Here is a 24,976-nt window from a genome sequence, read left to right on the forward strand (position 1 = left end):
TGTGCGCGACTGAGCCTAGCCCCAGTCGCGCACAGGGTGCGCTCCCACAGGGGGAAGCCTCGGAAATCTGAAAAACCGAGGCAACAAAAAAGGGCCGCTTTCGCGGCCCTTCTTCTTAAGACTCATCGCAGCTAGCAATTAGCGCTGACGAGCCTTGAAACGCGGGTTGCTCTTGCAGATCACGAACACTTTGCCGCGACGACGCACAACCTTGCAGTCACGGTGCCGCGCCTTGGCGGACTTCAAAGAGGAAAGCACCTTCACGGCCAGCTCCTGAAACTATTAAAAGAAAAATACAAGACGGCAAGTGTAAACAGTTTCCAGGAGTCGCACAAGTCTTTGGATCGACTGCCAATTGACTGTTCATGACGAATCGGCGGTCGCGGCGGTCAATCTGCCTCGGTCATGGCGCTCAGGAAGCGCCGGACCACCGGCGAGGGCTCGTCGATCCGGCTGGCGAGGGCCAGCAGCATATAGGCATCGGGGTCCTCCAGCCGCAGGTATTTCACGCCGGGCAGGCTGACCGAGCGCATCGAGGCGGGCACCAGGGCCAGTCCCATGCCGGCGGCCACCAGCACCAGCAGACCATTGATCTGCTGCGCTTGCTGGCTGATCAGCGGGTGGAAGTTGGCCTTGGCGGCGATCTGCGCCAAGCGGTCGTACAGCGTGGCGGCCAGTTCGCGAGGCTGGACCACGAAGGCCTCCATGGCCACTTCTCGCAGCCAGATGCTTTCGCGGTCCGCCAGCGGGTGATTGGCGGGCAGGGCGAGCAGCAGAGGTTCGCGGTCGATCACGTCCAGCCGCAGAAGCTTGGCCATGCCGGGGTGCTCGGGTTCGTCGCGCACGAAGCCCACGTCCACCTCGCCAGCCAGCAGGGCGGCGTACTGCTGCTCGGTGTACATCTCGCTGAGGATCAGCCGTACCTGGGGGGCAAAGCTGCGGTAGCGCAGCAACGTCTGGGGCAGGGCGGGGTGGAAGGTCACCGACACCGTATAGGCCAGCCGCAGCTTGCCGCTGAAGCCGGTGGCGGCGTCCGCCATCTGGGCGCGGGCCTCTTCGGCCTTGGCCAGGATCTGCCTGGCCTGTTCCAGGAACAGCTTGCCGGATTCAGTCAACGCGACGTTGCGCTTGTTCCGCTCCAGCAGGCGCACTCCCAAGTCGTTCTCAAGCGCTTGTATCTGCTGAGAAAGAGGCGGCTGGGAGATGTAGAGCCGCTGGGCTGCGCGAGTGAAGCTCAGCTCCTCGGCGACCGTTACAAAGTAACGAAGCTGTCTGAAGTCGAACATGGGAGGGCTTTAATAGGGTTTTCGTATAAGTCGATGCCTAAATATATATTTGTTTCTATAACCCGTCGATCATATTATTTCTTCCGTCCCGCCACCGTCCCCTCCCCCCAGGTGGCGGCGACCCTCGCCCCGCTGCGACGCTATCCCCGCGATGTCTGGTCTTCCTCCCCCCTGACCCACATCGACGCGTCGCCCAGCGGGGCGCTTTCTTTTCAGACGCAGCGCCCGGCCGAAAGGCCGGGCGTTGTCGTTTGTGGCCGGGAAACTGCCCCCCTGTGGGAGCGCACCCTGTGCGCGACTGAGGTCGCCCCAGTCGCGCACAGGGTGCGCTCCCACAGGGGACTGAGGCTTCGTCAAAGCGTGGCGGCCAACCTCGTACCCTGGTCAATGGCGCGCTTGGCATCCAGCTCGGCAGCCACATCGGCGCCGCCGATGACATGGGTGGTGACACCAGCGGCCATCAGGGCATCCGCCAGCGACCGATTCGGCTCCTGCCCGGCGCAGACGATCACGTTGTCCACCGGCAGCACCTGTGGCTGCCCATTCACCGTGATGTGCAGGCCCGCGTCGTCGAAACGCTCGTAGCTCACGCCGCCCAGCATGGTGACGCGCTTGGCCTTGAGCGTGGCGCGATGCACCCAGCCGGTGGTCTTGTTGAGGCGGGCGCCGGGGCATCCTTCGGAGCGCTGCAGCAGCCATAGCTGGCGGGCCGGCGCTTCGGGATGGGCCGGGGCGAGGCCGCCGCGGTTATCGAGCTGCATGTCCACGCCCCATTCGCGGGTCCAGCGCGCGACGTCGAGCGTGGCCGATGGCGCGTGTTCCACCAGAAATTCGGCCACGTCGAAGCCAATGCCGCCGGCGCCGATGATGGCGACACGTTGACCCACGGGCTTGTTGCGCGCGAGCACGTCGAGGTAGCTCAGCACGCGTGGGTCATCGCTGCCGGGAAACTGCACATGACGCGGCGTGATGCCGGTGGCGACCACCACTTCATCGTGGCCATCGGCGGCGAGCGTCGATGCATCGGCGACCTGTCCAAGTTTCACCGTGACACCAGCGTCATCCAGACGATGGCGGAAGTAACGCAGGGTCTCGTGGAATTCTTCTTTGCCGGGAATCCGTTTCGCATAGTTGAACTGGCCGCCGATCTCGCCCGCCTGGTCGATCAAGGTCACCGCGTGGCCGCGTTCGGCAAGCGTGCTGGCGCAGGCGAGGCCGGCCGGGCCTGCGCCGATCACGGCAATCTTCTTGCGCACGGTCGTCGGCTCGATACGCAACTCGGTTTCGTGGCAGGCGCGCGGATTGAGCAGGCAACTCGCACGCTGGTTCTTGAACACGTGATCGAGACACGCCTGGTTGCAGGCAATGCAAGTGTTGATGCGATCGCTGCGTCCCGCCTTCGCCTTGAGCGCCCACTCGGGGTCGGCGAGCAAGGGGCGCGCCATCGACACCATGTCTGCATCGCCGTCGGCGAGGACCCGTTCGGCCACTTCAGGCATGTTGATGCGGTTGGTGGTGATCAGCGGGATCGATACTTCGCCCTTGAGCTTCCTGGTGACCCAAGCAAAGCCCGCGCGCGGGACACTGGTGACGATGGTGGGAACGCGCGCCTCGTGCCAGCCGATACCGGTATTGATGATGCTGGCGCCGGCAGCTTCGATCGCCTTGGCGAGCGTGACGATCTCGCTCCAGTCCTGGCCGTTCTGCACCAGGTCCAGCATCGACAGGCGATAGATGATGATGAAGTCGCGACCCACTGCCTCGCGCGTGCGGCGCACGATTTCCACGGGAAAACGCATGCGTCTGGCGGCATCGCCACCCCAGCCATCGCCGCGCTGGTTGGCATGCGAGGCCAGGAACTGGTTGATCAAATAGCCTTCCGAACCCATCACCTCGATGCCGTCGTAACCGGCATCCTGGGCGAGTTTCGCGCAAGCCACGAAATCACCGATAGTGCGCTCAACGCCGCGGCTGGAAAGCGCGCGCGGAGTGAACGGCGTGATCGGGGATTTGATCTTTGATGGCGCGACCGAAAGCGGGTGATAGCCATAGCGCCCCGCATGCAGGATCTGCATGCACAGCTTGCCGCCTTCGCCGTGCACCGCCCGCGTCAGCTTGCGGTGGCGCGCGACATGCCACGGCATGCTCAGCCTGCCGCCGAACGGCTTCAGCCATCCCTGGATGCTGGGCGCAATGCCACCCGTCACCATCAGGCCGACGCCGCCCCGCGCACGCTCGGCGAAGTAGGCGGCGAGCTTGTCGTAGTCGCTGGATTTGTCCTCCAGCCCGGTATGCATCGAGCCCATCAGGATGCGATTGGGCAGGGTGGTGTGCCCGAGGTCGAGCGGGGAGAACAGGTGTGGGAAGTTCATGCGGACCGTCGACGAGGTTCAAACGATCGTATGAATGTGCCTGTGGTAGGCGTTTGAAAGCAAGGGCCGGCGATGTCCTCGTGACCCAGGCGGGGGCACGACATCGCGATCGCCTGCTCGCTGGGAGCCGACGGGGAGGGCGTACAACAAGGGTTCGGCCCCGATGCGGGGCGGGACTTAGCTCAGCAGTTCCTGCACAAACTCGATGTAGCGCTGCATTGCTTCCTCTTCGGAAACGCCGCGCAGATGGGCCCAGGCCTCGTATTTGGCGGTACCCACGAAGTCGAAGAAGCCCGGCGGGTCGCCATGGACATCGCCTTCGGAGCCTTGCTTGTACAAGGCATAGAGCTTGAGCAGGGTGTCGTTGTCCGGCCGCTGGCCAAGCCGCTGGATATCTTCGGCGGCCTGATCGAATTCGCGGCGCAGATCGGTCATGGTGTGAAGTTGCATAGGGTCTGACGGAAAGAGATGGCGAGTGGACATCCCGCGTTCCGTGCGAGGACCAACGCGATAGCATATGCGTTTTCTTTCGTCGCCGTCAGGAGCCCCCATGACTTCATCGCAGTCCGTCCCCGTACTTACCATCGACGGACCCTCGGGGTCGGGCAAGGGCACCATCAGTCGCATGGTCGCTGAGAAACTGGGCTGGCGCCTGCTGGACTCCGGCGCCCTGTACCGCGCGGTGGGCTATGCGGCGGGCATGGAGGGGCTGGACCTGTCCGACGCCGAGGCGGTGACCCGCTGCGCCCAGACCACCAAGATCCGCTTTGTGGCGACGACCGATGGCAGTGATACCCGGATCATGGTCAACGGGCACGATGCCACGGATGAATTGCGGACTGAAACGGCCGGCGGGGCGGCCTCGGCCATCGCCTCGATTCCTTCGGTACGTCAAGCACTTGTAGAGATGCAGCTGGGCTTTCGCAAGGCCCCGGGCCTGGTTGCCGACGGTCGCGACATGGGTACCGTGATCTTCCCCTCGGCGCCCTTCAAGGTGTTTCTGACCGCCAGTGCCGCCGAGCGGGCGAAAAGGCGCTATAAGCAGTTGAAGGAAAAGGGGCTGAGCGTTACACTTGGCACTCTTCAGCGCGAGATCGAGGCGCGCGACGAACGTGATGCGTCACGAACCGTCGCGCCGCTTAAGCCGGCCGCCGATGCGGTTTTCATCGATACCACCGGCATGGGCATCGACGTCGTCGTCGCGAAAGTATTGGCTGTCGTGCAGTCCTGACCAGGGCTGCCGGCGGCTTTTGGCGCCCCTGCCGCGGCAGGGGTCTTGGTCAACGGTGCCAACGGAGCGATCCGGCGACACCCATAACCGGTGGGCCGACTGTCTGTGCGCTATTCATTCCACGGCGCGCATAGGACTTAAGGCCTTTTCTCATTTCTGGAATCAACATGACTGAAAGTTTTGCCGAACTGTTTGAACAGAGCCAACAGGCTATCTCCAAGCTGAAGCCGGGCGCGATCGTCACGGGTATCGTTGTGGAAATCCGCAACGACGTCGTCGTGATCAACGCTGGCCTGAAGAGCGAAGGCATCGTCCCGATCGAGCAGTTCAAGGACGAGAGCGGAGAGCTGGAAGTGCAGGTAGGCGACGAGGTGAAGGTTGCCCTCGACGCCCTGGAAGACGGTTTCGGCGAGACCAAGCTCTCCCGTGAGAAGGCCAAGCGTTCCATGGTATGGGACGACCTTGAGCAGGCCTTCGACAAGGAAGAGACCATCACCGGCAAGATCTCCGGCAAGGTCAAGGGTGGTTTCACCGTCGACATCAAGGACGTCCGCGCATTCCTGCCGGGCTCGCTGGTCGACGTGCGTCCGGTCCGCGATCCGGTTTACCTGGAAGGCAAGGACCTCGAGTTCAAGATCATCAAGCTCGACCGCAAGCGCAACAACGTTGTGGTCAGCCGCCGCGCCGTCGTCGAGACCGAGTTCTCCGAAGAGCGCGAGAAGCTGCTTGAGCGCCTCACCGAGGGTGCAGTGGTCAAGGGTACGGTCAAGAACCTCACCGACTACGGCGCGTTCGTGGACCTGGGCGGTATCGACGGCCTGCTGCACATCACCGACATGGCGTGGAAGCGCGTGCGTCATCCGTCCGAAGTCGTCAACGTCGGCGACGAGCTGGACGTCCGCGTGCTGAAGTACGACCGCGAGCGCAACCGCGTGTCGCTGGGCCTGAAGCAGCTGGGCGACGACCCGTGGGTCGCCATCGCTCGCCGCTACCCGGTCGGCAGCCGCCTGTTCGGCAAGGTCTCCAACGTCACCGATTACGGTTGCTTCGTTGAGATCGAGCCGGGCGTGGAAGGCCTCGTGCACGTTTCCGAAATGGATTGGACCAACAAGAACGTCAACCCGGCCAAGGTCGTGCAGGTCGGTGACGAGACCGAGGTCATGGTCCTGGACGTGGATGAAGAGCGTCGCCGCATCTCGCTGGGTATCAAGCAGACCCGCTCGAACCCGTGGGAAGCCTTCGCAGCGATGCACAAGAAGAACGACAAGGTGTCCGGTCAGATCAAGTCGATCACCGACTTCGGCATCTTCATCGGTCTGGACGGCGGCATCGACGGCCTGGTTCACCTGTCCGACATCTCCTGGCAGGCGTCTGGCGAAGACCTCGTCCGCAACTTCAAGAAGGGCGACGAGATCGAAGCCGTGGTGCTGGCCGTTGATCCGGAGCGCGAGCGCATCTCCCTCGGCATCAAGCAGATGGAGCAGGATCCGTTCGGTCAGTTCATGGCTACCAATCCGCGCGGCACCATCGTCAACGGTACCGTCAAGGAAGTGGATGCCAAGGGCGCCGTGATCGACCTGGGCGAGGGCGTCGAGGGTTACCTTCGCGCCAACGACATCGCCAAGGAGCGCATCGACGATGCCACGCAGCATCTGAAGGTTGGCGACAAGGTCGAAGCCAAGTTCACCGGCATGGACCGTAAGGGCCGCCAGCTGCAGCTGTCGATCCGCGCCAAGGACGAAGAAGACGTTGCCGATGCCATGGCTGAGTACTCGTCCGCTTCCGGCGGCACGACCAAGCTTGGCGCGCTGCTCAAAGAGCAGCTCAACAAGGCTGACTAAGCAATAAGCAAAGCAGGAATGCGGGGCGGCGGTACGTCGCCCCGCGGTTACACGTCACGGACATTGGGGACCCATGACCAAATCCGAATTGATTGAGGCGCTGGCACGGCGTCAGACCCACCTTGCGTTCGCCGACGTGGAGTTGGCGGTCAAGAGCGTGATCGAACAGATGAGCCATGCCCTGTCCAATGGCGAGCGCATCGAAGTCCGAGGCTTCGGCAGCTTTGCGCTGCACTACCGCCCGCCGCGTATGGGACGCAATCCCAAGACCGGCGACGCCGTAGCCCTGCCGGGCAAGCATGTCCCGCATTTCAAGCCGGGCAAGGAATTGCGCGAGCGCGTCAACTTGAATCTGGATTGATCACCCGTTCGACGGGAATCACCACGATCTTTGGAAGGCAGGACGGCGATGAGCCGTTCCTGCCTTCTTTTTTTCAGCGGACGGAGCAGGAAAAAACGAACGGCGGCGCAATTCTGAAGGTCGGCCGAACAGCCGCCTGTGCCGCTCCACGGCAATCGGGTAAAGTCCCCATATGCGCCTGATCGTTACGCTGATTCTTCTCCTCTTCATTGCGGCCGGCATCGTCGTCGGCGCGCTCAATGCCGATCTGGTCGCCTATGACCTCGGCTTTGCCCGCCTGCAGCTGCCCAAAGGCGCCGCCCTGTTGCTGGCACTGGTGATCGGCTGGCTGCTGGGTGGACTCACCGCCTGGCTTGGCGTCAGTTCTCGCCATCGCCGCCTGCGCCGCAAGACGGCCGCGGCGGATGGCAAGGCGAAAACCTCTCCGGCTGGTGCATGAGCGCGCTTCTCTACGTCCTCGTCCTGCTCGTACCCGCAGCATTTGCCAGTGGCTGGTGGACCGCCCGCCGGGCCGGTGTGCGGCGCTCCGGCGCGCAGGTGAGCGAGCTTTCTTCCGATTACTTCCGCGGCCTCAACTACCTGCTCAACGAGGAGCAGGACAAGGCCATCGAGGTGTTCCTCAAGCTGGCCGAATACAACCGCGACACGGTGGAAACCCATCTTGCCCTGGGCAATCTGTTCCGCCGTCGTGGTGAAGTGGATCGTGCGATCCGCCTGCACCAGCATCTGGTCTCGCGGCCGGGTCTGTCCGATGCCATGAAGACCGTCGCCTTGCTGGAGCTGGGCGAGGACTATATGCGCGCCGGCCTGCTCGATCGCGCCGAAACCCTGTTCTCCGATCTGGTCGCGATGGATGCGCATGCGCCGTCCGCGCTGCGCCACCTGATTGCGATCTACCAGCACGAGCGCGACTGGCATAAGGCCATCGAGCATGCGCGTCGCCTGGAAGCGATGACGGGCGAAGACGAGGCGAACATGATCGCCCAGTTCTATTGCGAGCTGGCCGAGCAGTCGCGGCAGCATGGCGCCCGTCAGGAAGCGCGCGAATATCTGCGCCAGGCGTTTGCCTGCCAGGCCGATTGCGTGCGTGCCTTTATGCTGACCGGACGTCTATACGCCGAAGAAGGTCAGCACGCGGAAGCGGCCAAGGCCTATGAGCATGCCGTCGAGGCGGACATCGCCTTCGTGCCGGAAATCCTGCCGCCGCTGCTCAACAGCTATGCACGCTCGCAGCAGATGGAGCATGCCGAGCACTTCATGCGCGACATTTTGGAGCGTTATCACGGCATCTCGCCGGTGCTGGCGCTGACGCGCCTGTATCAGCAGCGCGATGGCGAACGCACCGCGGTTGAATTCCTCACCTCGCAGTTGCGCCAGCGCCCCTCGGTGCGCGGACTGATGGCGTTGATCGACGCCACCATGGACAAGATGGAAGGCGAGGCGCGCGAGAACTTCCTGATCCTGCGCGACCTCACCAAGAAGCTGCTCGAGGGCCAGGCGATGTACCGCTGCAGCCGTTGCGGCTTCGGCGCCAAGGCGCACCACTGGCAGTGCCCCAGCTGCAAGAACTGGAGCACGATCCGCCCGATCCACGGCGTGGCCAACGAATGAGGCGCGGATGACTCCCGCTACGCTGGCGTTAGGGATGGTGCTGGCCGCGTTGGTGATTGCGATGGTGGTCGTCCGCGGCGCCATCGCCTACGCGCATCGCCGCGGCATGATGGACATGCCCGGGCAACGTCGTTCCCATACGATCCCCACGCCTCGCGGCGGCGGCATCGGCATCGTCGTGGCGGTGCTGCTGACCATGCCGCTGAGCCTCATCATGCTGCCAGAGGCGCTGCCGGCGGTCGTGGTGGCAGCGTTCGCCGTGGCCACGCTGCTGGTCGCTGCGGTGGGTTGGTGGGACGACCACCGCTCGCTGCCGATCCTGCCGCGCTTTGCCATCCAGCTGTTGGCGGCTGGCTTGTTGGCGATGGCGCTCGCGATCACCGGGATGTCCTGGTGGTGGGTGCCGGTGCTGGTTCTCGCCGGCGGCTGGAGCATCAACCTGCACAACTTCATGGACGGCATCGACGGCCTGCTGGCCCAGCAGGTGATCTTCGTCGGGGTGGGATTGGCCGTGTTGGCCTCTGCAGCCGCCCAACTGGCCTTGGCGACGGCCTGCGCCTGCCTGGCCGGGGCGGCCCTGGGTTTTTGGGTCTTCAACCGGCCCCGGGCCCGCATTTTCATGGGAGATGTGGGCAGCGGCACCATGGGATTGCTGATTTTCGCCCTGACCGCAACGCTCTGGCGGGTCGATTGGCACTTACTGTGGCCTGCTTTGATCCTCAGTTCATCTTTTGTAGCGGACGCTAGCCTTACTCTGTTGGCTCGTATGGTCAGTGGCCGCCGTTGGTACACTGCACATCGTGAACACCTGTACCAGTGGATGGTACGCAGTGGTTTCACGCATGCCACGGGGGGGGCGTGCTATCTGGCCTGGAACGTGTTGGTGGCAGCGCCCTTGGCGCTCCTCGCATGGGCCAGTCCAGCGTGGTCGGTGCCGGTCTCCATCGGTACCTACCTGATAGCGACCGCCGTCTGGATATTCATGAAGCGCCGTAGTCTGCGGCGTGTTTTGGACAAGGGTCGACATGTCGCTACGTAATTGGGTCGGTGTCATTCATCCGCGTACGGCCGTGGTCCTCCACGACCTGCTGATGGCTGCGCTGGCATGGTGGATCGCCAAGGCCCTGCGCTACGCCATGATCGACAACGCGGCGATCAGCTTCCACGCGCTGGAGTTTCCGCTGGTCCTGCTGGTGCAGGGCGCGGTCCTGAGCTGGACCGGCCTGTACAAGGGCGTGTGGCGCTTTGCCAGCCTGCCGGACCTGTGGAACATCCTGCGTGCGGCGATCATCGGCGCGCTCGCCATCGCGGCCGTGCTCATCCTCTACAACCGCCTTGCCGACGTGCCGCGCTCGGTGCTGCTGGTATACCCCGTGGTGCTGTCGGTTCTGCTTGGTACACCGCGCCTGGCGTATCGCTTCTGGAAGGACAGCCGGGTCGACCTGTTCCAGGCCAAGCCGGCCCAGCGCGTGCTTATCGTGGGTGCCGATCGCGCCGGCGAGGCGCTCTCGCGCGATCTGCATCGCGACAACGGTTTCACCGTGGTGGGTTTCGTCGACGACAAGGAAAGCCTGCGCGGCGCCAGCATCAATGGTCGCCCGGTGCTCGGTCGCATCGACCAGATTCCCGAGCTGGCACGCGAAGTGGCTGCACAGATGCTGCTCATCGCCATGCCTGGCGCCACCACCCAGGAAATGCGCCGGGTGGTGGAGCTGTGCGATCTCAGTGGCCTGCCATATCGCACCGTGCCCAAGCTGGAAGACGTGGTTTCCGGTCGCGCGCACTTCAACGAGATCAAGGAAGTCGCCATCGAGGATCTGCTCGGCCGCGACACCGTGGAGCTCGATTGGACGGCCATCCGCGTCACGCTTACCGGTCGCCGCGTGCTGGTGACGGGCGGCGGCGGTTCGATCGGTTCGGAGCTCTGCCGCCAGGTCGCGCGCCTGGGAGCCCAGGCCTTGTGCGTGGTCGACAACTGCGAATTCAATCTCTACCGGATTTCGCAGGAGTTGCGCGCCGAGTATCCGGAACTGATCTTTGAAGGCGTCCTCGCCGATTGCGGCGATGTCGCCGCGATGCGCAAGCTGTTCGGCGAATACAAGCCGCAGGTCGTATTCCACGCCGCGGCCTACAAGCATGTGCCGATGTTGCAGGGCCAGCTGCGCGCCGCGTTCCGCAACAACGTGCTGGCCACGCGCAACGTGGCCGACCTTGCGGACCGCCACCAGGTGGAAGCCTTCGTGCTGATTTCCACCGACAAGGCGGTCAACCCGACCAGCGTGATGGGCGCCTGCAAGCGTCTGGCGGAAATCTGGTGCCAGAATCTCAACGAGCATTCCAATACGCACTTCATCACCGTACGTTTCGGCAACGTGCTCGATTCGGCCGGTTCGGTGGTTCCGCTGTTCCGCGAGCAGATCCGCAACGGCGGTCCGCTCACCATCACGCATCCGGAAATCTCCCGCTACTTCATGACCATCCCCGAGGCCTGCCAGCTGATCCTGCAGGCAGCCAGCATCGGCAAGGGCGGCGAGATCTTTGCGCTGGACATGGGGGAGCCGATCAAGATCCGCGATCTGGCCGAGCAGATGATCCGCCTGGCCGGCCGCAAGCCGGGCACGGAAATTCCCATCGTCTACACCGGTCTGCGTTCCGGTGAAAAGCTGTTCGAGGAGCTGTTCCACCCGCTCGAGAATTACATCGAGACGACGCACGTGAAGATCTTTCTTGCGCAATACCGTCCGGTGAAATGGGATTTGCTCAACACGCAGATGGCCAAGGCAGCGGACGCTGTGGTGGCTTACGACGAGGATACGCTGCGTCAATGCGTCTCCAATCTGCTGCCGTCGTTCCGCTGGAGCGATTCGGTGCAGATGGATAACGTGGTGACGCTGCGTCGTAATGAATCAGGAGAGAAGTGAGTGAGTAAGCCGTTGCGCAAGGTCGTGTTTCCTGTCGCCGGTCTCGGCACCCGTTTTCTTCCCGCGACCAAGGTGGTTGCCAAGGAAATGCTGCCGGTGCTGGATCGTCCGTTGATCCAGTACGCCGTCGATGAAGCGGTGGACGCTGGCGCGGACACGCTGATTTTCGTCACCAACCGCTACAAGCACGCCATCGCGGACTATTTCGACAAGGCCTACGAGCTGGAAGCGAAGCTGCAGGAAAAGGGCAAGGACGAATTGCTCGCACTGGTGCAGGGCACCTTGCCCAGGCACGTGCGCGCCATCTTCGTGACCCAGCCCGAAGCGCTCGGCCTGGGCCATGCGGTGCTGTGCGCCAAGCCGGTGGTGGGTGATGAGCCGTTTGGCGTGGTGCTGCCGGACGACCTGATCTGGAACAAGGGCAAGGGCGCACTGCGCCAGATGGCCGAGCTCGCCCAGTCGGCCAACGCCGGCGTGATCGCCGTGGAAGAAGTGCCGCACAGCGACACCGACAAGTACGGCATCGTCGATGCCACGCCGGTGGACGAGCGCAGCGCCAAGATTCGCCACATGGTGGAAAAGCCCAAGCCGGCCGACGCGCCGTCGAACCTGGCCGTGGTCGGCCGCTACGTGCTGCCGGGTCGCATTTTCCAGTTGCTCGAGCAGACCACGCCCGGCGCCGGTGGCGAAATCCAGCTGACCGACGCCATCGATGCCTTGCTCAAGGAGCAGGGCGATGTGCTGGCGTACCGCTTCGAAGGCACGCGCTTCGATTGCGGCAACAAGGCCGGCCTGGTCCGCGCCACCATGCACATGGCCTTGCAGGATCCCAAGCTTGCGCCGGTCGTGCGCGAGATCATGGCCACGCTCTGATCTTTGCCGGAGGTACCGGCCCCGGCCGGTACCTCATCTGGCCTTGCGCAACGCGGGCCGGGAACAGTCTCAAAGGGCGGGCAGCGCCGATGCGTCGCTGACGCAACCATGCCAGAATCCTTGCCGCGCTTTGCCATCTTTGGCGCGCAAGCTGTTCGTGGGGTAAGCCGGTGATGTTGAGTCCGCTTCGCAAGAGGCGGGCGTTTTGGCGCACCTGAGCTGCACCGAGACCGGCTTGCCCGAGGAATGTTCTGATCGATTGCGCGCGTCAAATCGATCACAGTGTCCCCAGTCGTGTTCATCGGATGAAGAACGGGAAGGCATCATGGATCTGCTGCGATTTCTGCTGTTGTTGCCCTTGCGCCTGTTGCGCGGGCTACTGACGGGCCTGGGCCTGATACTGCGTCCGCTGTTCGGACAGGTCAGCTGGTCGGCGCCCACCTGGGTGCCCGCGACCGGCGGCTGGATTCGCCGTCGCCCGGTGCATGCCGCCGGCGCACTGCTCGCGGCCCTCGTACTCACCGCCGCGGGGTGGTTCGGCTGGCAGTGGTACAAGAATCGTCCCCAGCCGGTTGAGCCAACGCGCATCACGCTGAGCGCATCGGCGCCTTCCATCACGGACTATACGAAGCAACCGATCGTCATCAGTCCGCTGATGGTGACGTTCTCCGGGTCAGCTGCGCCCATCGAGCAGGTGGGCAAGCCGGTGACCGCCGGTATTGCCATGCAACCGGCAGTAAAGGGGCAGTGGACGTGGGTCGACGATCGCACCTTGCGCTTTGTACCCGCCGAGGATTGGCCGATCGGCAAGCACTACGAAGTGCGCTTCGATGTCGCCAAGGCGTTCGCCCGCCAGGTGCTGATGGCTGACGACCACTTCGAGTTCGACACGCCGGCATTCGAGGCCAAGGTGGAGCGGGGCGAGTTCTATCAGGATCCGCAGGACGCCACCGCTAAGAAGACCATCCAGCCGGTGACGTTCAATTACCCGGTCGACACCGCCGATTTCGAGAAGCGCATCGAAGTGGGCCTGATGCAGCGCGGGTCCCGCGACGCGCCGCTGAAGTACACGGTCACCTACGACCAGTACAAGCTGCATGCCTGGATCCACTCGCAGCCGCTGTCCTTGCCGCGCGACGAAAGCGCCGTGGCCTACACCATCGCCAAGGGAGTGCGCAGCGCGCGTGGCGGCGACGCCACCGCTGCCGAGCTGAAGACGCAGGTGCGCGTGCCTGGCCTTTACAGCCTTACCATCGATGGCATCGAGCCGACGCTGGTCGACAACGAAAAGTACGAACCCGAACAGGTGTTGCTGGTCAATGTCGGCGGCGCCGTTCGCGACACCGACCTGGCCGGTCTGATCAAGGCGTGGGTGCTGCCGCCGCGCAAGGCCGCAGAGCAGCAGGATGACGATGCGCCGCCGTATCCGTGGAGTGAAGGGGAAGTGGGCGAGGCGCAGCTGCGCCAGAGCCAGCCGCTGAAGCTTGAGATGGTGCCCACCGAGAATGACTACGACGCCGTGCAGAGCTTCAAGTTCCACGCGTCGCCCGGGCAGCGTGTGTATGTGCGGGTGGACAAAGGGCTGAAGACCTTTGGTGGCTACATCCTGGGCAAGCCCTATGGCAGCGTCGTCACGGTACCCAACTATCCCAAGCTGCTGCGCTTCATGGCGGACGGTTCGCTGTTGTCCATGTCGGGCAGCAAGCGTGTCTCGGTCGTGTCGCGCAATCTTCCCGGCATGCGCGTGGAGATTGGTCGCGTGCTGCCGGATCAGCTGCAACATCTGGTGAGCCTCAACCAGGGTTCGTACGCGCATCCGGAACTGAGCTACGCCTTCAGCGAAGACCATATCGTCGAGCGCTTTGAACAGAAGCGCAGCTTCCCCAAGGACGATCCGGCCAAGGCCCATTACGAGGGCGTCGACCTTGGCCAATACCTGAAGGAAGGCAAGCACGGCGTCTTCCTGTTGCACCTGTCCAGCTACGACGCCGTGGCGGAAAAAAAGCAGGAAGACGCTCGCAAGGCTGCGCAGAACGAACCGCAGGCAGCGCCCACCAACGATGCGTCAGGCGACGAATCGGGAGATGGCGAAGCTGACCAGGGCGAGATGTCGAACGATGACGATGGCAGCGTGCCTGCGGCTGACACGCGCATGATCGTGGTCACTGACCTGGGCATGCTGGTAAAGCGTTCGCTGGATGGCAGCCAGGATGTGTTCGTGCAATCGATCCGCTCCGGCCAGCCGGTCGGCGGTGCCTCGGTATCCGTGCTGGCGGTGAACGGGCAGACGCTGTTCAGCGATACCACCTCGGCGGATGGCGTCGTGCATTTCCCAAGCTTCAAGGGGCTGGAGCGCGAAAAGCAGCCGACGCTGTATGTGGTGAAAAAGGGCGACGACTTGTCGTTCCTGCCCATTGGCGGCAGCAGCAGCTATGACCGCAAACTCGACTTCTCGCGTTTCGACGTGGGCGGCGAGCGCAATGCGCAGAACGAAGGCCAGCTGTCGGCCTACCTGTTCTCCGATCGCGGCATCTATCGACCGGGCGATACCTTCCATGTGGGACTGATCGTGCGCGCTGCCAGCTGGACGCGCAGCGTGGCGGGCGTGCCGCTGCAGGCGGAGATCGTCGATCCGCGCGGCATGACGGTGAAGCAGTTGCCAATGTCGATGGACGCCACCGGTTTTGGCGAACTCGACTACGCGCCCGCCGAAACCGCGCCGACCGGCACCTGGACGGTGAACCTCTACATCGTCAAGGACGGCAAGGCGGCTGCGCAGATCGGCAGCACCACCGTGCAGGTGAAGGAATTCCTGCCCGATCGCATGAAGGTCGAAGCCAAGCTCGCCGGGCAAGTGACCGAGGGCTGGGTCAAGCCGGACCAGATCAAGGGCGTGGTCGATGTGATGAACCTGTTCGGCACGCCGGCAGCGAACCGTCGCGTGGAAGCGTCGGTGACGCTGCGTCCGGCATGGCCCGCGTTCCGCAGCTGGCCCGACTATCACTTCTACGATGTGCGCCGCGCCAAAGAGGGCTACGAGGACAAGCTGCAGGACGGCAAGACCGACGACAAGGGCCATGCCGAGTTCGATCTGGACCTGAAGAAATACGCCGACGCCACGTATCAGCTGTACTTCCTTGTCAAGGCGTACGAGCCCGAGGGCGGTCGCAGCGTGGCCGCGGCAGCGCAGACGCTGGTGTCGAGCAACGACTGGGTAGTGGGTTACAAATCCGTCGACAACCTCGATTACATCAACCGCGATGCGTCGCGCAGCGTGCATCTGGTGGCGATCGACCACACGGCCAAGTCGATGGCGCTCAAAGAGCTCAAGGCGCGCCTGATCGAACGTCGCTATATTTCGGTGCTGACCAAGCAGGACTCGGGCGTCTTCAAATACCAGTCCAAGCTCAAGGAAGTACCGCTCAACGAGCAGCCGCTGTCGATTCCGGCCAATGGCATGGATTACGCGCTGCCGACCGACAAGCCGGGCAACTACGCGCTGGTGATCGTGCGCAGCAGCGATGGCGTGGAAGTCAATCGCGTCGAGTACTCCGTGGCGGGTGCGGCCAACGTGTCGCGTTCGCTGGATCGCAACGCGGAGCTGCAGCTCAATCTGAGCAAGCAGGATTACGCGCCCGGCGAATCGATGGATATCGCCATACGAGCGCCCTATGCGGGGAGTGGCCTGATCACCATCGAGCGCGACAAGGTCTATGCGCACGCATGGTTCCACGCCGATACCAGCAGCTCTGTGCAGCACATTACGGTGCCGGCGGACTTCGAAGGCAACGGTTACATCAACGTGCAGTACATCCGCGATCCCTCGTCGGATGAGATCTTCATGAGTCCGCTCAGCTATGGCGTGGTGCCGTTCTCGGTCAACCTGGACGCGCGTCGCAATGCCATCAAGGTGGATGCGCCGGCGCTGGTGAAGCCGGGCGAGACCGTTACGTTCAAGCTGAGCGCCCCGCAGCCGACCCGCGCCGTGGTGTTCGCGGTGGACGAGGGCATTCTGCAGGTGGCGCGCTACAAGCTGGGCGATCCACTGAAGTTCTTCTTCCGCAAGCGCATGCTCGAAGTGGGTACCTCGCAGATCCTCGACCTGATCCTGCCCGACTTCGAGAAGCTGATGGCGATGGCCGCACCCGGCGGCGACGCCGACGGCGCGATCGGTCGCCAGCTCAATCCGTTCAAGCGCAAGCGCGACAAGCCGGTGGCGTATTGGTCCGGCATCGTCGAGGTGAATGGCGAGAAGGATCTGACCTATCAGGTGCCCGACTACTTCAACGGCAAGCTGCGCGTGATGGCGGTGGCGGTGTCGTCCGATCGCATCGGCACCTACGAGGGAGGCACCACGGTACGCGGCGACTTCGTGCTCTCGCCCAATGTGCCCACGACGCTGGCGCCGGGTGACGAAGTCGAAGTCAGCGTGGGTGTTGCCAATAACCTCACCGGACTTGGCGGCAAGCAAGTGCCCGTGGCGGTGACCTTGAAGACAGGGCCGCAGCTGCAGGTGGTCGGCGCGCCGAACCAGAGCTTGAATCTGGGCGAGATGCGCGAGGGCGTGGTCACGTTCCGCGTCAAGGCGACCGACAAGCTCGGCTCCGGCAACCTGAGTTTCACCGCGGGCTATGGCGACAAGTCGGCCCACCAGAGCGTAGACGTTTCCGTGCGCCCGGCGTCGGCTTATCGCACCCAGGTGGATGTGGGCCGCGTGGATGCGGGTACCAAGCAGGATCAGCCGGATCTACGCCGCCTGTTCACCGAATATGCGTCGCGTGATGCGGCCATTTCCAATATCCCGGTGGTGTTGTCCAGCGGCCTGACCACGTATCTGGTCAATTTCCAGCACTACTGCAGCGAGCAGATCGTCAGTTCCGCCATGCCCAGGCTGGTGCTGTCGAAGTGGCCGCAGGTGAAGGTGTTTGCGGATGCCTTGCAGCCGGCGATGAGCGGCAAGAAGCTCAGCAACGAGGAAGCCTTGACCCAGTTCCTGGACGTGCTGCACTCGCGCCAGAACGGGCAGGGCGGCTTCGGCCTGTGGTCGGCGACGCCGGACTCCAATCCGTTCGTGTCGACCTATGCCATGCACTTCATGCTGGAAGCACGCGATCGTGGGGTGGAGATTCCCCGCGACATGTTCGATGCCGGCAACAAGTACTTGCATCAGCTGGCCAGCGACGACACGCTCGATGGGCTGGATCTGCTGCGCCAGCGCGCGTATGCCGTGTACTTGCTGACCCGCCAGGGCAACGTCACCACCAACGACCTGGCTGCCGTGCAGAAGCGTCTGCAGGATGCGTATCCGGATCAATGGAAAAGCGATCTCGCCGCTGCCTGGCTGGCGTCCTCCTACCAGTTGCTCAAGCAGGACAAGCAGGCTGCGCAGCTGATCGCCGGCCCGCAGAAACTGCTCGAGCGCAGTGCGGCCGACAAGGACTATCGCTACGGCTATTACTACGACTCGTTGATCCGCGACGCGAGCACCTTGTACCTGCTCAGCAAACACTTCCCCGAGCGCACCCGGGCACTGTCGCCCCGTGTGATGGAGAACATCACCGAGCCGCTGGAACGCGGCTGGAACAACACGCTGTCCTCGTCGATGGTGCTGCTGGCGCTCGATAGCTACGCCTCGCAGAACACCACGCAGCTGGACAAACTGCGCATCGATCAGGTGCACGCCGACGGCGCGGTCAAGGCCATCGCCGCGCTGCAGGGCAATCTGCTGCAAGCGGGCAGTTGGGATGCGGACGCCAAGCGCCTGCGCTTCACCAACGACAGCACGCTGCCGGCGTGGCGTGTGGTGAGCCAGGGCGGCTTCGATCGCGATCAGCCGTCCAAGGCGATCAAGGACGGGCTGGAAATCACCCGCGATTACACCGCCGTCAACGGCAAGGCGATCGACAAGGTCACCATCGGTCAGGAGATCGATGTGCACGTGAAAATCCGCGCCACCGACGATCGTGGCATCGACAACGTGGCCATCGTCGACTTGCTGCCCGGCGGTTTCGAGCCGGTGATCCAGCCGCCGCCGGCGGTGACGGATCAGCAGCAGGACGGCAGCGAGCAAAACGACGCCGGTGGCGATAGCGAGGTCAAGGCCAGCGCCTGGCGTTCGCCGATCGGCGTAGGCAACACCAGCTGGGCGCTGCAGTACGCCGACGTGCGCGAGGATCGAGTGGTGCTCTACGGCACGGCCACGCCGGAGGTGGGCGAGTTCGTCTACCGCATCAAGGCCACCAATGCCGGCAAGTTCATCGTGCCGCCGGCTTATGGCGAGGCGCTGTACGACCGTCGCGTGCAGGCGCGCACGGCTGGCGGCGTCACCCTGGAGGTTGTCCGTCAGCCTTGAGGAAAGCGGAGCGCCCATGCCAGCGCATGGGTGCTCCCACGGACACGCCGCATGACCACGCCGCCGCTCATCGCCCGTAGTCGCCGCGCTCTGCTTCGCTGGATCGTGCGCTGGCAGAATGCCTTGGTCGGCGTCGCGCTGCTGGCGGCATTGCTGGTGGGAGTGCGCGCGTGGCCGCACCGTCCCCTGAGTGCCTGGCTGCCGTCGTCGACCGCGGTGTACGACGCGCGAGGCCGATTGCTGCGCCTCACGCTGGCCAGCGATCAGCGTTATCGCCTGTGGGTCCCGCTCAAGGACGTATCCCCCGCATTGGTTGACGGCGTGCTGCTGCACGAGGACCGCTGGTATCGCTGGCACCCCGGCTTCAATCCCTATGGCTTGATGCGTGGTGCCTGGGTGACCTATGTGAGCCACGGCAATCGGCAGGGCGGATCCACTGTCACCATGCAGCTGGCACGCTTGCTCTGGCGGCTCAATACGCGCTCACCCGCAGGCAAACTGCAGCAGGTCGCGCGTGCGCTACAGCTGGAACTGTTTTATTCCAAGGATCAGATTCTCGAGGCCTATCTCAACGCTGCACCTTATGGGCGCAATGTCGAAGGCGTGGGTGCGGCGAGCCTGGCCTACTTCGACAAGCCCGCCGATGCGCTGAGCCTTCCCGAGGCGTTGACGCTGGCAGTGATTCCGCAGGATCCAAGCCGACGTTTGCAGGCCGGTGCCGATGCGCCGGACCTTATCAGTCAACGGCTCAGTACCTCGCGCAATCGCCTCTACGCCAAGTGGAAAGCGCTGCATCCCAGGGATGCGAGTCTGCAGCCGCTGTTCGCGTTGCCGCTGCGCCTTCGTCCGCTCTCCAAGCTGCCGTTCGAAGCGCCGCATGCCGTGGATCAGGTACTGGCCGAGCGCAGGGTGCTGTCCAGCGATACGGACAGTCGCGTCACCACCACCCTCGATCTCGATCTCCAGCACGTGCTGGAGCGGCAGGTGGATCACTACGTCGAGCGCAACAGCGGTCGCGGCATTCGCAATGTGGCAGCCATCCTGGTGGACACGCGCGACATGGGCGTGAAGGCAATGGTCGGTTCAGCCGACTACGCCAATGCGGATATCCAGGGGCAAGTGAACGGCACGCTGGCCAAGCGTTCGCCGGGTTCAACGCTGAAGCCCTTCATCTATGCGCTGGGATTCGACCAGGGCGTGCTCCATCCACAGACGGTTTTGCGGGATGTGCCGACCGCGTTCGGCCCGTACGCGCCGGAGAATTTCGACGGGCACTTCCTCGGGCCGGTGACCGCCACCGAGGCCCTGGTGCGCAGTCGCAATATTCCGGCTGTGTGGGTGGCGTCGCAGCTCCAGCAGCCGAGCTTCTACCAGTTCCTGCGCGATGCCGGCATCAGTCGCATGGCGAGCGAAAAGCATTACGGACTCGCCCTGGTGCTCGGCGGCGGCGAAGTGACCATGCAGGAGCTGGCCGGCCTCTACGTGATGCTCGCCAATCGTGGCGAACTGCGCCCGCTGCGCTTGCTTGCGACCAACCCGCCCAGCAATGGCACGCGCCTGCTCAGCGAAGAGGCCAGCTTCATGGCGATGGACATGCTGCGGCAGAATCCGCGGCCGGACGAGACCACCGGTGCGCAGCCGGATCGTCTGCCGGTGTATTGGAAGACCGGCACGTCATGGGGCTTTCGCGATGCATGGACGGCTGGCAGTTTCGGGCCGTACGTGCTGGTGGTCTGGGTCGGCAACTTTGATGGCAGCAGCAATCCCGCCTTTGTCGGCGTCGACGCGGCGGCGCCGTTGTTCTTCCAGATGGAAGACGCCTTGCGCGCCGCGCAGCCGCAGATGAGCGAACCCCTGCGACATATGCCGGCGCAACTTCGGCGCGTGGAGATCTGCCTGGCGAGCGGCGATCTGCCCAACCAGTGGTGTCCGCAACGCGGCATGACGTGGTTCATCCCCGGCAAATCGCCAATCCGGGTAAGCCAGGTGCACCGCCCGGTGGTGATCGACGATGACACCGGCAAGCCGGCCTGTCCGCCGTATGCAGGCAAGCGGACGCACGTGGAGGTCTACGAATTCTGGCCGTCCGAACTGCAGCGCGTGTTCGTGCTGGCCGGTATCCCGCGCCGCACGCCACCGCGTAACGACAGCTGCGTACAGAGCGGCGTGGACGGCGAGCCTCCGTCGATCACCTCGCCTCTGCGCGGCAGCATCTACGCGCTGCGCCTGAAGTCGAACGGCCAGGATCGCATCGCCTTCAGCGCCAATGCGGACGCTTCGGTGCGCGAGATGTACTGGTTCGTCAACGATGCCTACGTGGGACGCAGCGCGCCGGGCGAGTCGATGTTCTGGCAGCCGGCCAGCGCAGGCAACTACGAGGTGCGCGTGGTCGATGACCGAGGGCGCAGCGACCTCAGGCCCTTGGGCGTGAACGTGGTCGACTGAGGCGTCGTGATCATCGGCATGGCCCAATGGCATGCCGGGGCTGCGCTATGCTTGATGGCCCGATCCGAGACAGCCACACGTCCATCGCATGACTTCGTCACCGGCCGCTTCTTACTACCTCGCCACGGCGACGCCATACGCGCCGTACGCTCCGTTGCAAGGCAAGACCGATGCGCGCGTGGCGATCATCGGCGGCGGTTTTGCCGGCCTGCACACGGCCCTCGGCCTGGCCGAACGCGGCGTCCGCGATGTGGTGTTGCTGGAGCGTGAGCGCGTCGGCTTCGGTGCCTCCGGGCGCAACGGTGGTTTCGTCTTTGGCGGCTACTCGCTGGGCGAGCAGGCGCTGCTCGACCAGCGCGGACAAGAGGCGGCACAGGCCCTGTTCCGACTCACGACCGAGGCGGTGACGCGTATTCGCCAGCGCGTCGCACAGCACGATATTCCCTGCGACCTGGTAGACGAAGGCATCATCTGGGCCAACTGGTTCCGCGATCCCGCCGTGCTGCGCCAACGACAGGAACTGCTCGCACGCCACTACGGCGTGAGCTGGGAATGGCTGCCGCAGCACGAGTTGCGCGGGCGCGTGCATACCACGCGTTACTACGACGGCCTGTACGAACGCGATGCGCTGCATCTGCATCCACTCAACTTTGCCATCGGACTTGCTGGCGCAGCGGCGGCGCAGGGCGTACGTGTTCACGAGAATACCGATGTATGGCAACTGCGGCGGGAGGGCACGCGCTGGCGGATCGAAACCGCGCAGGGTTCGGTCCACGCCGATCAGGTCGTGCTTGCGTGCGGCGGTTATCTGGCCGGGCTGCGCCGTCAGGTCGATCGCGCCATCCTGCCCATCGCCACTTATGTGATGGTGACGGAACCGCTGGGCGACCGGATGGCTGATTGCCTGGAGACGCGGGCGGCTGTCTACGATTCGCGCTTTGCCTTTGACTACTACCGTCCGCTACCGGATAGCCGCCTGCTGTGGGGCGGCCGCATTTCGGTGCGCGATCGCTCGCCGCGTGCGGTGCAGGCATTGCTGATGCGCGACTTGCTGCGTGTGTTTCCGCAACTGAAAGGCGTGGGCGTCGATTACGCGTGGTCCGGCCTGATGAGCTACGCGCGCCACCAGATGCCGCAGATCGGCAGCAGCGGCGACGGTTTATGGTGGGCGCAGGCGTTCGGTGGGCACGGCCTGGCACCGACGTGTGCGGCAGGCGACCTGCTGGCTTCGGCGCTGGCCGAGGGCGATGACCGCTGGAAGCAGTTTGCTCCCTATGGCTTGGCGCCCACGTATCGACCGTTCGGCTACATTGGCGCGCAGAGCAGTTATTGGTGGCAGCAGAGCAAGGACTGGTTCAAGACGAGGTTGGAAGGATGAGCGGCATAAACACAGTCAACGAAATCAGTTGGGCCGATTTCGAAAAAGTGTTGATCGTCGCCGGCACCGTGACGCGCGTCGAGCCCTTTCCCGAAGCGCGCAAGCCGGCGTGGAAAGTGTGGGCGGATTTTGGCCCCTATGGTGAGAAGAAGACCAGCGCGCAGGTCGTGAATCTCTATCGCGCCGAAGATCTGCTCGGACGCCAGATTGTCGGCGTGATCAACTTCCCTGAGAAGCAGATCGGGCCTTTTCGCTCGCAGTTTCTGCTCACCGGATTCCACACCGATGAAGGCGTGGTGCTCACGGCGATCGACCGACCCGTTCCCAACGGCACCCGGCTTGCCTGATTACGCGGGCTGCAACGCGGGTTGCAGCGGCGAGCGACGCCGTATCATCAAGGCCAGTCCCGCCGCGATCAGGCCGGTCACGCCTGCCACCACGAAGGGCTGCAGGTAGTCGCCGTTCTGCGTGCGCAGCGCACCTGCAAAGAACGCGGCGCTTGCGGCACCGATCTGATGACCGGCGGCCACCCAGCCAAACACCACGGGCGCATCGCGATCGCCAAACGCTTCAGAAGCAAGGCGCAACGTTGGCGGCACCGTGGCGATCCAGTCCAGGCCGTAGAACATGCCGAACAGCGACAGACTGGTCAGCGAGAAATCGGAATAGGGCAGCCAGATAAGCGATAGCCCGCGCAGGCCGTAATAGACGAACAGCAGCTTGCGAGGATCGCAGCGATCGGTCAGCCACCCCGACAGCGTGGTGCCGACCAGGTCGAACGCACCCATCATCGCCAGCAGACTCGCGGCGCGCACTTCGGGAATGCCATGGTCGCCGCACATCGCGATGAAGTGCGTGCCGATCAGGCCGTTGGTGGTGAAGCCACAGATGAAGAACGTGGCGAACAGGAACCAGAACGTGCGCTGCCTGGATGCCGTCGCCAAGGTTCCCAGCGCGATGGCGAGCAGGTTGCGACGCGGTGCGGTGTCCACCTCATCTTCAGTCGCGCCATAGGGGCGCAGGCCGATATCCGACGGGCGCTCCGGCAGCAGCCACCAGGCGAGCGGGATCAGCAGGGCGCAGCCCGCAGCGACAGTCCACACCACCGGCCGCCAGCCACCATGTTCGGCAATCGCTGCAAGCGCCGGCAGGAAGGCGAGGGTGCCGGTAGCCGTGCTGGCGGTGAGCAAGCCCATCATCAAACCGCGATGGGTGACGAACCAGCGATTCACCACGGTGGCGCCCAACACGATGGCCACGCAACCCGATCCAATGCCGGAGAACAGTCCCCAGCTCAGCATCAGGTGCCAGGGCTGCGTCATCCAGGCGCTGGCGGAGATTGACAGCGTCATCAGGACCAGGGCCGCGATCAAGGTCCGGCGCACGCCTACGGCCTGCATAAGCGCTGCTGCGAAGGGACCAACCATGCCGTACAGGAAGATGCCCAGGGCGGCCGAGAGGGAAATTGTGTCCCGGCTCCAGCCAAAGGCCTTGCCCAGGGGAAGGATCAGCACGCCCGGCGCAGCGCGGACGCCGGCGGCGGCGAGCAGGGCGAGAAAGATCACACCGGCAACGACGAAGGCGTACTTCTGGCCGAAGGGACGGGTGCGCTGTATAGTCATGTTACCGACCGGTACGTGGAATGGGCGAATCGTACGTACCGATCGGTAACATTGTCAACCCTGATCAGCCATGCCGACCAAACGCAGCCAGACCCCGCCGACCGAACCCACCTCCGACGCCAAACCCAAGGCGGCCGAACGCATTCGCCGTACCGCGCGCGAACTGTTCTATCGCGAAGGCATACGCGCGATTGGCGTAGAAGAGATCGTGACGCGTGCTGGCGTGACCAAGCCCAGCCTCTATCGCAGCTACGCCTCCAAGGACGAACTTGCCGCCGAATACCTGCGCGACTACGAGGTGGCGTTCTGGAAAGTGTTCGAGGCTGGCGCGCAGATCCATCCCGATGATGCGCGCGCACAACTGATGGCGTACTTCGAAGGGCTGGCTCAACGCGCCACCCAGGCAGGCTATCGCGGCTGCGGTTTGACCAACGCGGTGGTGGAGTATCCCGGCGACGATCATCCCGCGCGCAAGGTCGCCGAGGAACACAAGCAGAAGTTGCGCGAGCGACTGATCGAACTGTCGACGGCGATGGGAGCGAAAGATCCGGCACTGCTCGCCAATGGCCTGCTCCTGCTGCTCGAGGGTACGTATTCCTCGGGCCAGCTATTCGGACCGCATGGCCCCGCTGAATCGCTGGTCAAAGTCGCCAATCAGTTGATCGACGCATCGCTGCCTTGAT

The 24,976-nt window shown here is 63.9% G+C and carries 18 protein-coding genes; 13 read left to right on the plus strand and 5 right to left on the minus strand.

The features are described 5' to 3' along the window. Positions 1-138: 138 nt before the first annotated feature. The 4 genes from ykgO to AC1DE1_RS15585 all read right to left on the minus strand — a co-directional run bounded on the left by ykgO (position 139) and on the right by AC1DE1_RS15585 (position 4,093). On the minus strand, positions 139-264 hold the full coding sequence (gene ykgO / locus AC1DE1_RS15570; protein ID WP_010342887.1) for a type B 50S ribosomal protein L36: 126 nt from the start codon (positions 262-264) through the stop codon (positions 139-141). 125 nt (positions 265-389) lie between these two features. Further along, entirely contained in the window at positions 390-1,286 is an 897-nt protein-coding gene (locus AC1DE1_RS15575; RefSeq protein WP_477175929.1) for a LysR substrate-binding domain-containing protein, read from the minus strand. Positions 1,287-1,639: 353 nt separating this feature from the next. Then, entirely contained in the window at positions 1,640-3,658 is a 2,019-nt protein-coding gene (locus tag AC1DE1_RS15580) for an FAD-dependent oxidoreductase (RefSeq protein WP_477175928.1), read from the minus strand. Positions 3,659-3,835: 177 nt separating this feature from the next. Beyond that, positions 3,836-4,093: an acyl-CoA-binding protein gene (locus tag AC1DE1_RS15585; RefSeq protein ID WP_046973383.1), complete on the minus strand. Its 258-nt coding sequence runs from the start codon at positions 4,091-4,093 to the stop codon at positions 3,836-3,838. Between the two features lie 115 nt (positions 4,094-4,208). On the opposite strand from AC1DE1_RS15585, the gene cmk reads away from it, so the two are divergent. The 12 genes from cmk (at position 4,209) to AC1DE1_RS15645 (ending at position 23,018) form a co-directional block, all read left to right on the plus strand. Continuing rightward, positions 4,209-4,889 (plus strand): (d)CMP kinase, encoded by a 681-nt coding sequence (cmk, locus tag AC1DE1_RS15590; RefSeq protein ID WP_441604145.1) that lies wholly within the window; start codon positions 4,209-4,211, stop codon positions 4,887-4,889. Between the two features lie 167 nt (positions 4,890-5,056). Continuing rightward, entirely contained in the window at positions 5,057-6,730 is a 1,674-nt protein-coding gene (rpsA, locus tag AC1DE1_RS15595; protein ID WP_204636274.1) for a 30S ribosomal protein S1, read from the plus strand. 73 nt (positions 6,731-6,803) lie between these two features. Beyond that, the gene (locus AC1DE1_RS15600) at positions 6,804-7,091 is read left to right on the plus strand and encodes an integration host factor subunit beta (RefSeq protein ID WP_046973381.1); all 288 of its coding nucleotides are present in this window, start codon (positions 6,804-6,806) and stop codon (positions 7,089-7,091) included. 172 nt (positions 7,092-7,263) lie between these two features. Further along, on the plus strand, positions 7,264-7,530 hold the full coding sequence (locus AC1DE1_RS15605) for a lipopolysaccharide assembly protein LapA domain-containing protein (RefSeq protein ID WP_441604146.1): 267 nt from the start codon (positions 7,264-7,266) through the stop codon (positions 7,528-7,530). Next, entirely contained in the window at positions 7,527-8,702 is a 1,176-nt protein-coding gene (gene lapB / locus AC1DE1_RS15610) for a lipopolysaccharide assembly protein LapB (RefSeq protein ID WP_121880817.1), read from the plus strand. Before AC1DE1_RS15605 ends, lapB begins: the two co-directional genes overlap by 4 nt. Before the next feature lie 7 nt (positions 8,703-8,709). Further along, complete coding sequence (locus AC1DE1_RS15615; protein WP_477175927.1) at positions 8,710-9,741, plus strand: MraY family glycosyltransferase; 1,032 nt, start codon at positions 8,710-8,712, stop codon at positions 9,739-9,741. Continuing rightward, positions 9,728-11,623 carry a polysaccharide biosynthesis protein gene (locus AC1DE1_RS15620; RefSeq protein ID WP_441604148.1) on the plus strand — a complete coding sequence of 632 codons (1,896 nt, stop codon included), beginning with the start codon at positions 9,728-9,730 and terminating at the stop codon, positions 11,621-11,623. Before AC1DE1_RS15615 ends, AC1DE1_RS15620 begins: the two co-directional genes overlap by 14 nt. Next, complete coding sequence (gene galU, locus AC1DE1_RS15625) at positions 11,624-12,496, plus strand: UTP--glucose-1-phosphate uridylyltransferase GalU (protein WP_441604149.1); 873 nt, start codon at positions 11,624-11,626, stop codon at positions 12,494-12,496. 325 nt (positions 12,497-12,821) lie between these two features. Then, positions 12,822-18,848, plus strand: a complete 6,027-nt coding sequence (locus AC1DE1_RS15630) for an alpha-2-macroglobulin family protein (RefSeq protein WP_477175926.1) — start codon at positions 12,822-12,824, stop codon at positions 18,846-18,848. Between the two features lie 51 nt (positions 18,849-18,899). Continuing rightward, positions 18,900-21,293, plus strand: coding sequence for a penicillin-binding protein 1C (pbpC, locus tag AC1DE1_RS15635; protein ID WP_477175925.1), 2,394 nt, complete (start codon positions 18,900-18,902; stop codon positions 21,291-21,293). Between the two features lie 88 nt (positions 21,294-21,381). After that, positions 21,382-22,671 (plus strand): NAD(P)/FAD-dependent oxidoreductase, encoded by a 1,290-nt coding sequence (locus AC1DE1_RS15640; RefSeq protein WP_441604152.1) that lies wholly within the window; start codon positions 21,382-21,384, stop codon positions 22,669-22,671. Then, positions 22,668-23,018, plus strand: a complete 351-nt coding sequence (locus AC1DE1_RS15645; protein WP_441604165.1) for a tRNA-binding protein — start codon at positions 22,668-22,670, stop codon at positions 23,016-23,018. Before AC1DE1_RS15640 ends, AC1DE1_RS15645 begins: the two co-directional genes overlap by 4 nt. Here AC1DE1_RS15645 and AC1DE1_RS15650 read toward each other — a convergent pair whose 3' ends face one another. Beyond that, positions 23,019-24,293 (minus strand): MFS transporter, encoded by a 1,275-nt coding sequence (locus AC1DE1_RS15650; protein ID WP_477175924.1) that lies wholly within the window; start codon positions 24,291-24,293, stop codon positions 23,019-23,021. A 70-nt stretch (positions 24,294-24,363) separates the two neighbouring features. Here AC1DE1_RS15650 and AC1DE1_RS15655 point away from each other — a divergent pair, with 70 nt between their 5' ends. Next, the gene (locus AC1DE1_RS15655) at positions 24,364-24,975 is read left to right on the plus strand and encodes a TetR/AcrR family transcriptional regulator (protein ID WP_477175923.1); all 612 of its coding nucleotides are present in this window, start codon (positions 24,364-24,366) and stop codon (positions 24,973-24,975) included. Position 24,976: the final 1 nt, after the last annotated feature.

Source organism: Dyella sp. 05T440 (genome assembly GCF_056395965.1).

Bases quoted from the DNA above. Each gene is read 5' to 3' on its own strand.
- AC1DE1_RS15575 (WP_477175929.1), bottom strand. From the start codon at position 1,286: ATGTTCGACTTCAGACAGCTTCGTTACTTTGTAACGGTCGCCGAGGAG.
- AC1DE1_RS15580 (WP_477175928.1), bottom strand. From the start codon at position 3,658: ATGAACTTCCCACACCTGTTCTCCCCGCTCGACCTCGGGCACACCACC.
- AC1DE1_RS15585 (WP_046973383.1), bottom strand. From the start codon at position 4,093: ATGACCGATCTGCGCCGCGAATTCGATCAGGCCGCCGAAGATATCCAG.
- cmk (WP_441604145.1), top strand. From the start codon at position 4,209: ATGACTTCATCGCAGTCCGTCCCCGTACTTACCATCGACGGACCCTCG.
- rpsA (WP_204636274.1), top strand. From the start codon at position 5,057: ATGACTGAAAGTTTTGCCGAACTGTTTGAACAGAGCCAACAGGCTATC.
- AC1DE1_RS15600 (WP_046973381.1), top strand. From the start codon at position 6,804: ATGACCAAATCCGAATTGATTGAGGCGCTGGCACGGCGTCAGACCCAC.
- AC1DE1_RS15605 (WP_441604146.1), top strand. From the start codon at position 7,264: ATGCGCCTGATCGTTACGCTGATTCTTCTCCTCTTCATTGCGGCCGGC.
- lapB (WP_121880817.1), top strand. From the start codon at position 7,527: ATGAGCGCGCTTCTCTACGTCCTCGTCCTGCTCGTACCCGCAGCATTT.
- AC1DE1_RS15615 (WP_477175927.1), top strand. From the start codon at position 8,710: ATGACTCCCGCTACGCTGGCGTTAGGGATGGTGCTGGCCGCGTTGGTG.
- AC1DE1_RS15620 (WP_441604148.1), top strand. From the start codon at position 9,728: ATGTCGCTACGTAATTGGGTCGGTGTCATTCATCCGCGTACGGCCGTG.
- AC1DE1_RS15630 (WP_477175926.1), top strand. From the start codon at position 12,822: ATGGATCTGCTGCGATTTCTGCTGTTGTTGCCCTTGCGCCTGTTGCGC.
- pbpC (WP_477175925.1), top strand. From the start codon at position 18,900: ATGACCACGCCGCCGCTCATCGCCCGTAGTCGCCGCGCTCTGCTTCGC.
- AC1DE1_RS15640 (WP_441604152.1), top strand. From the start codon at position 21,382: ATGACTTCGTCACCGGCCGCTTCTTACTACCTCGCCACGGCGACGCCA.
- AC1DE1_RS15645 (WP_441604165.1), top strand. From the start codon at position 22,668: ATGAGCGGCATAAACACAGTCAACGAAATCAGTTGGGCCGATTTCGAA.
- AC1DE1_RS15650 (WP_477175924.1), bottom strand. From the start codon at position 24,293: ATGACTATACAGCGCACCCGTCCCTTCGGCCAGAAGTACGCCTTCGTC.
- AC1DE1_RS15655 (WP_477175923.1), top strand. From the start codon at position 24,364: ATGCCGACCAAACGCAGCCAGACCCCGCCGACCGAACCCACCTCCGAC.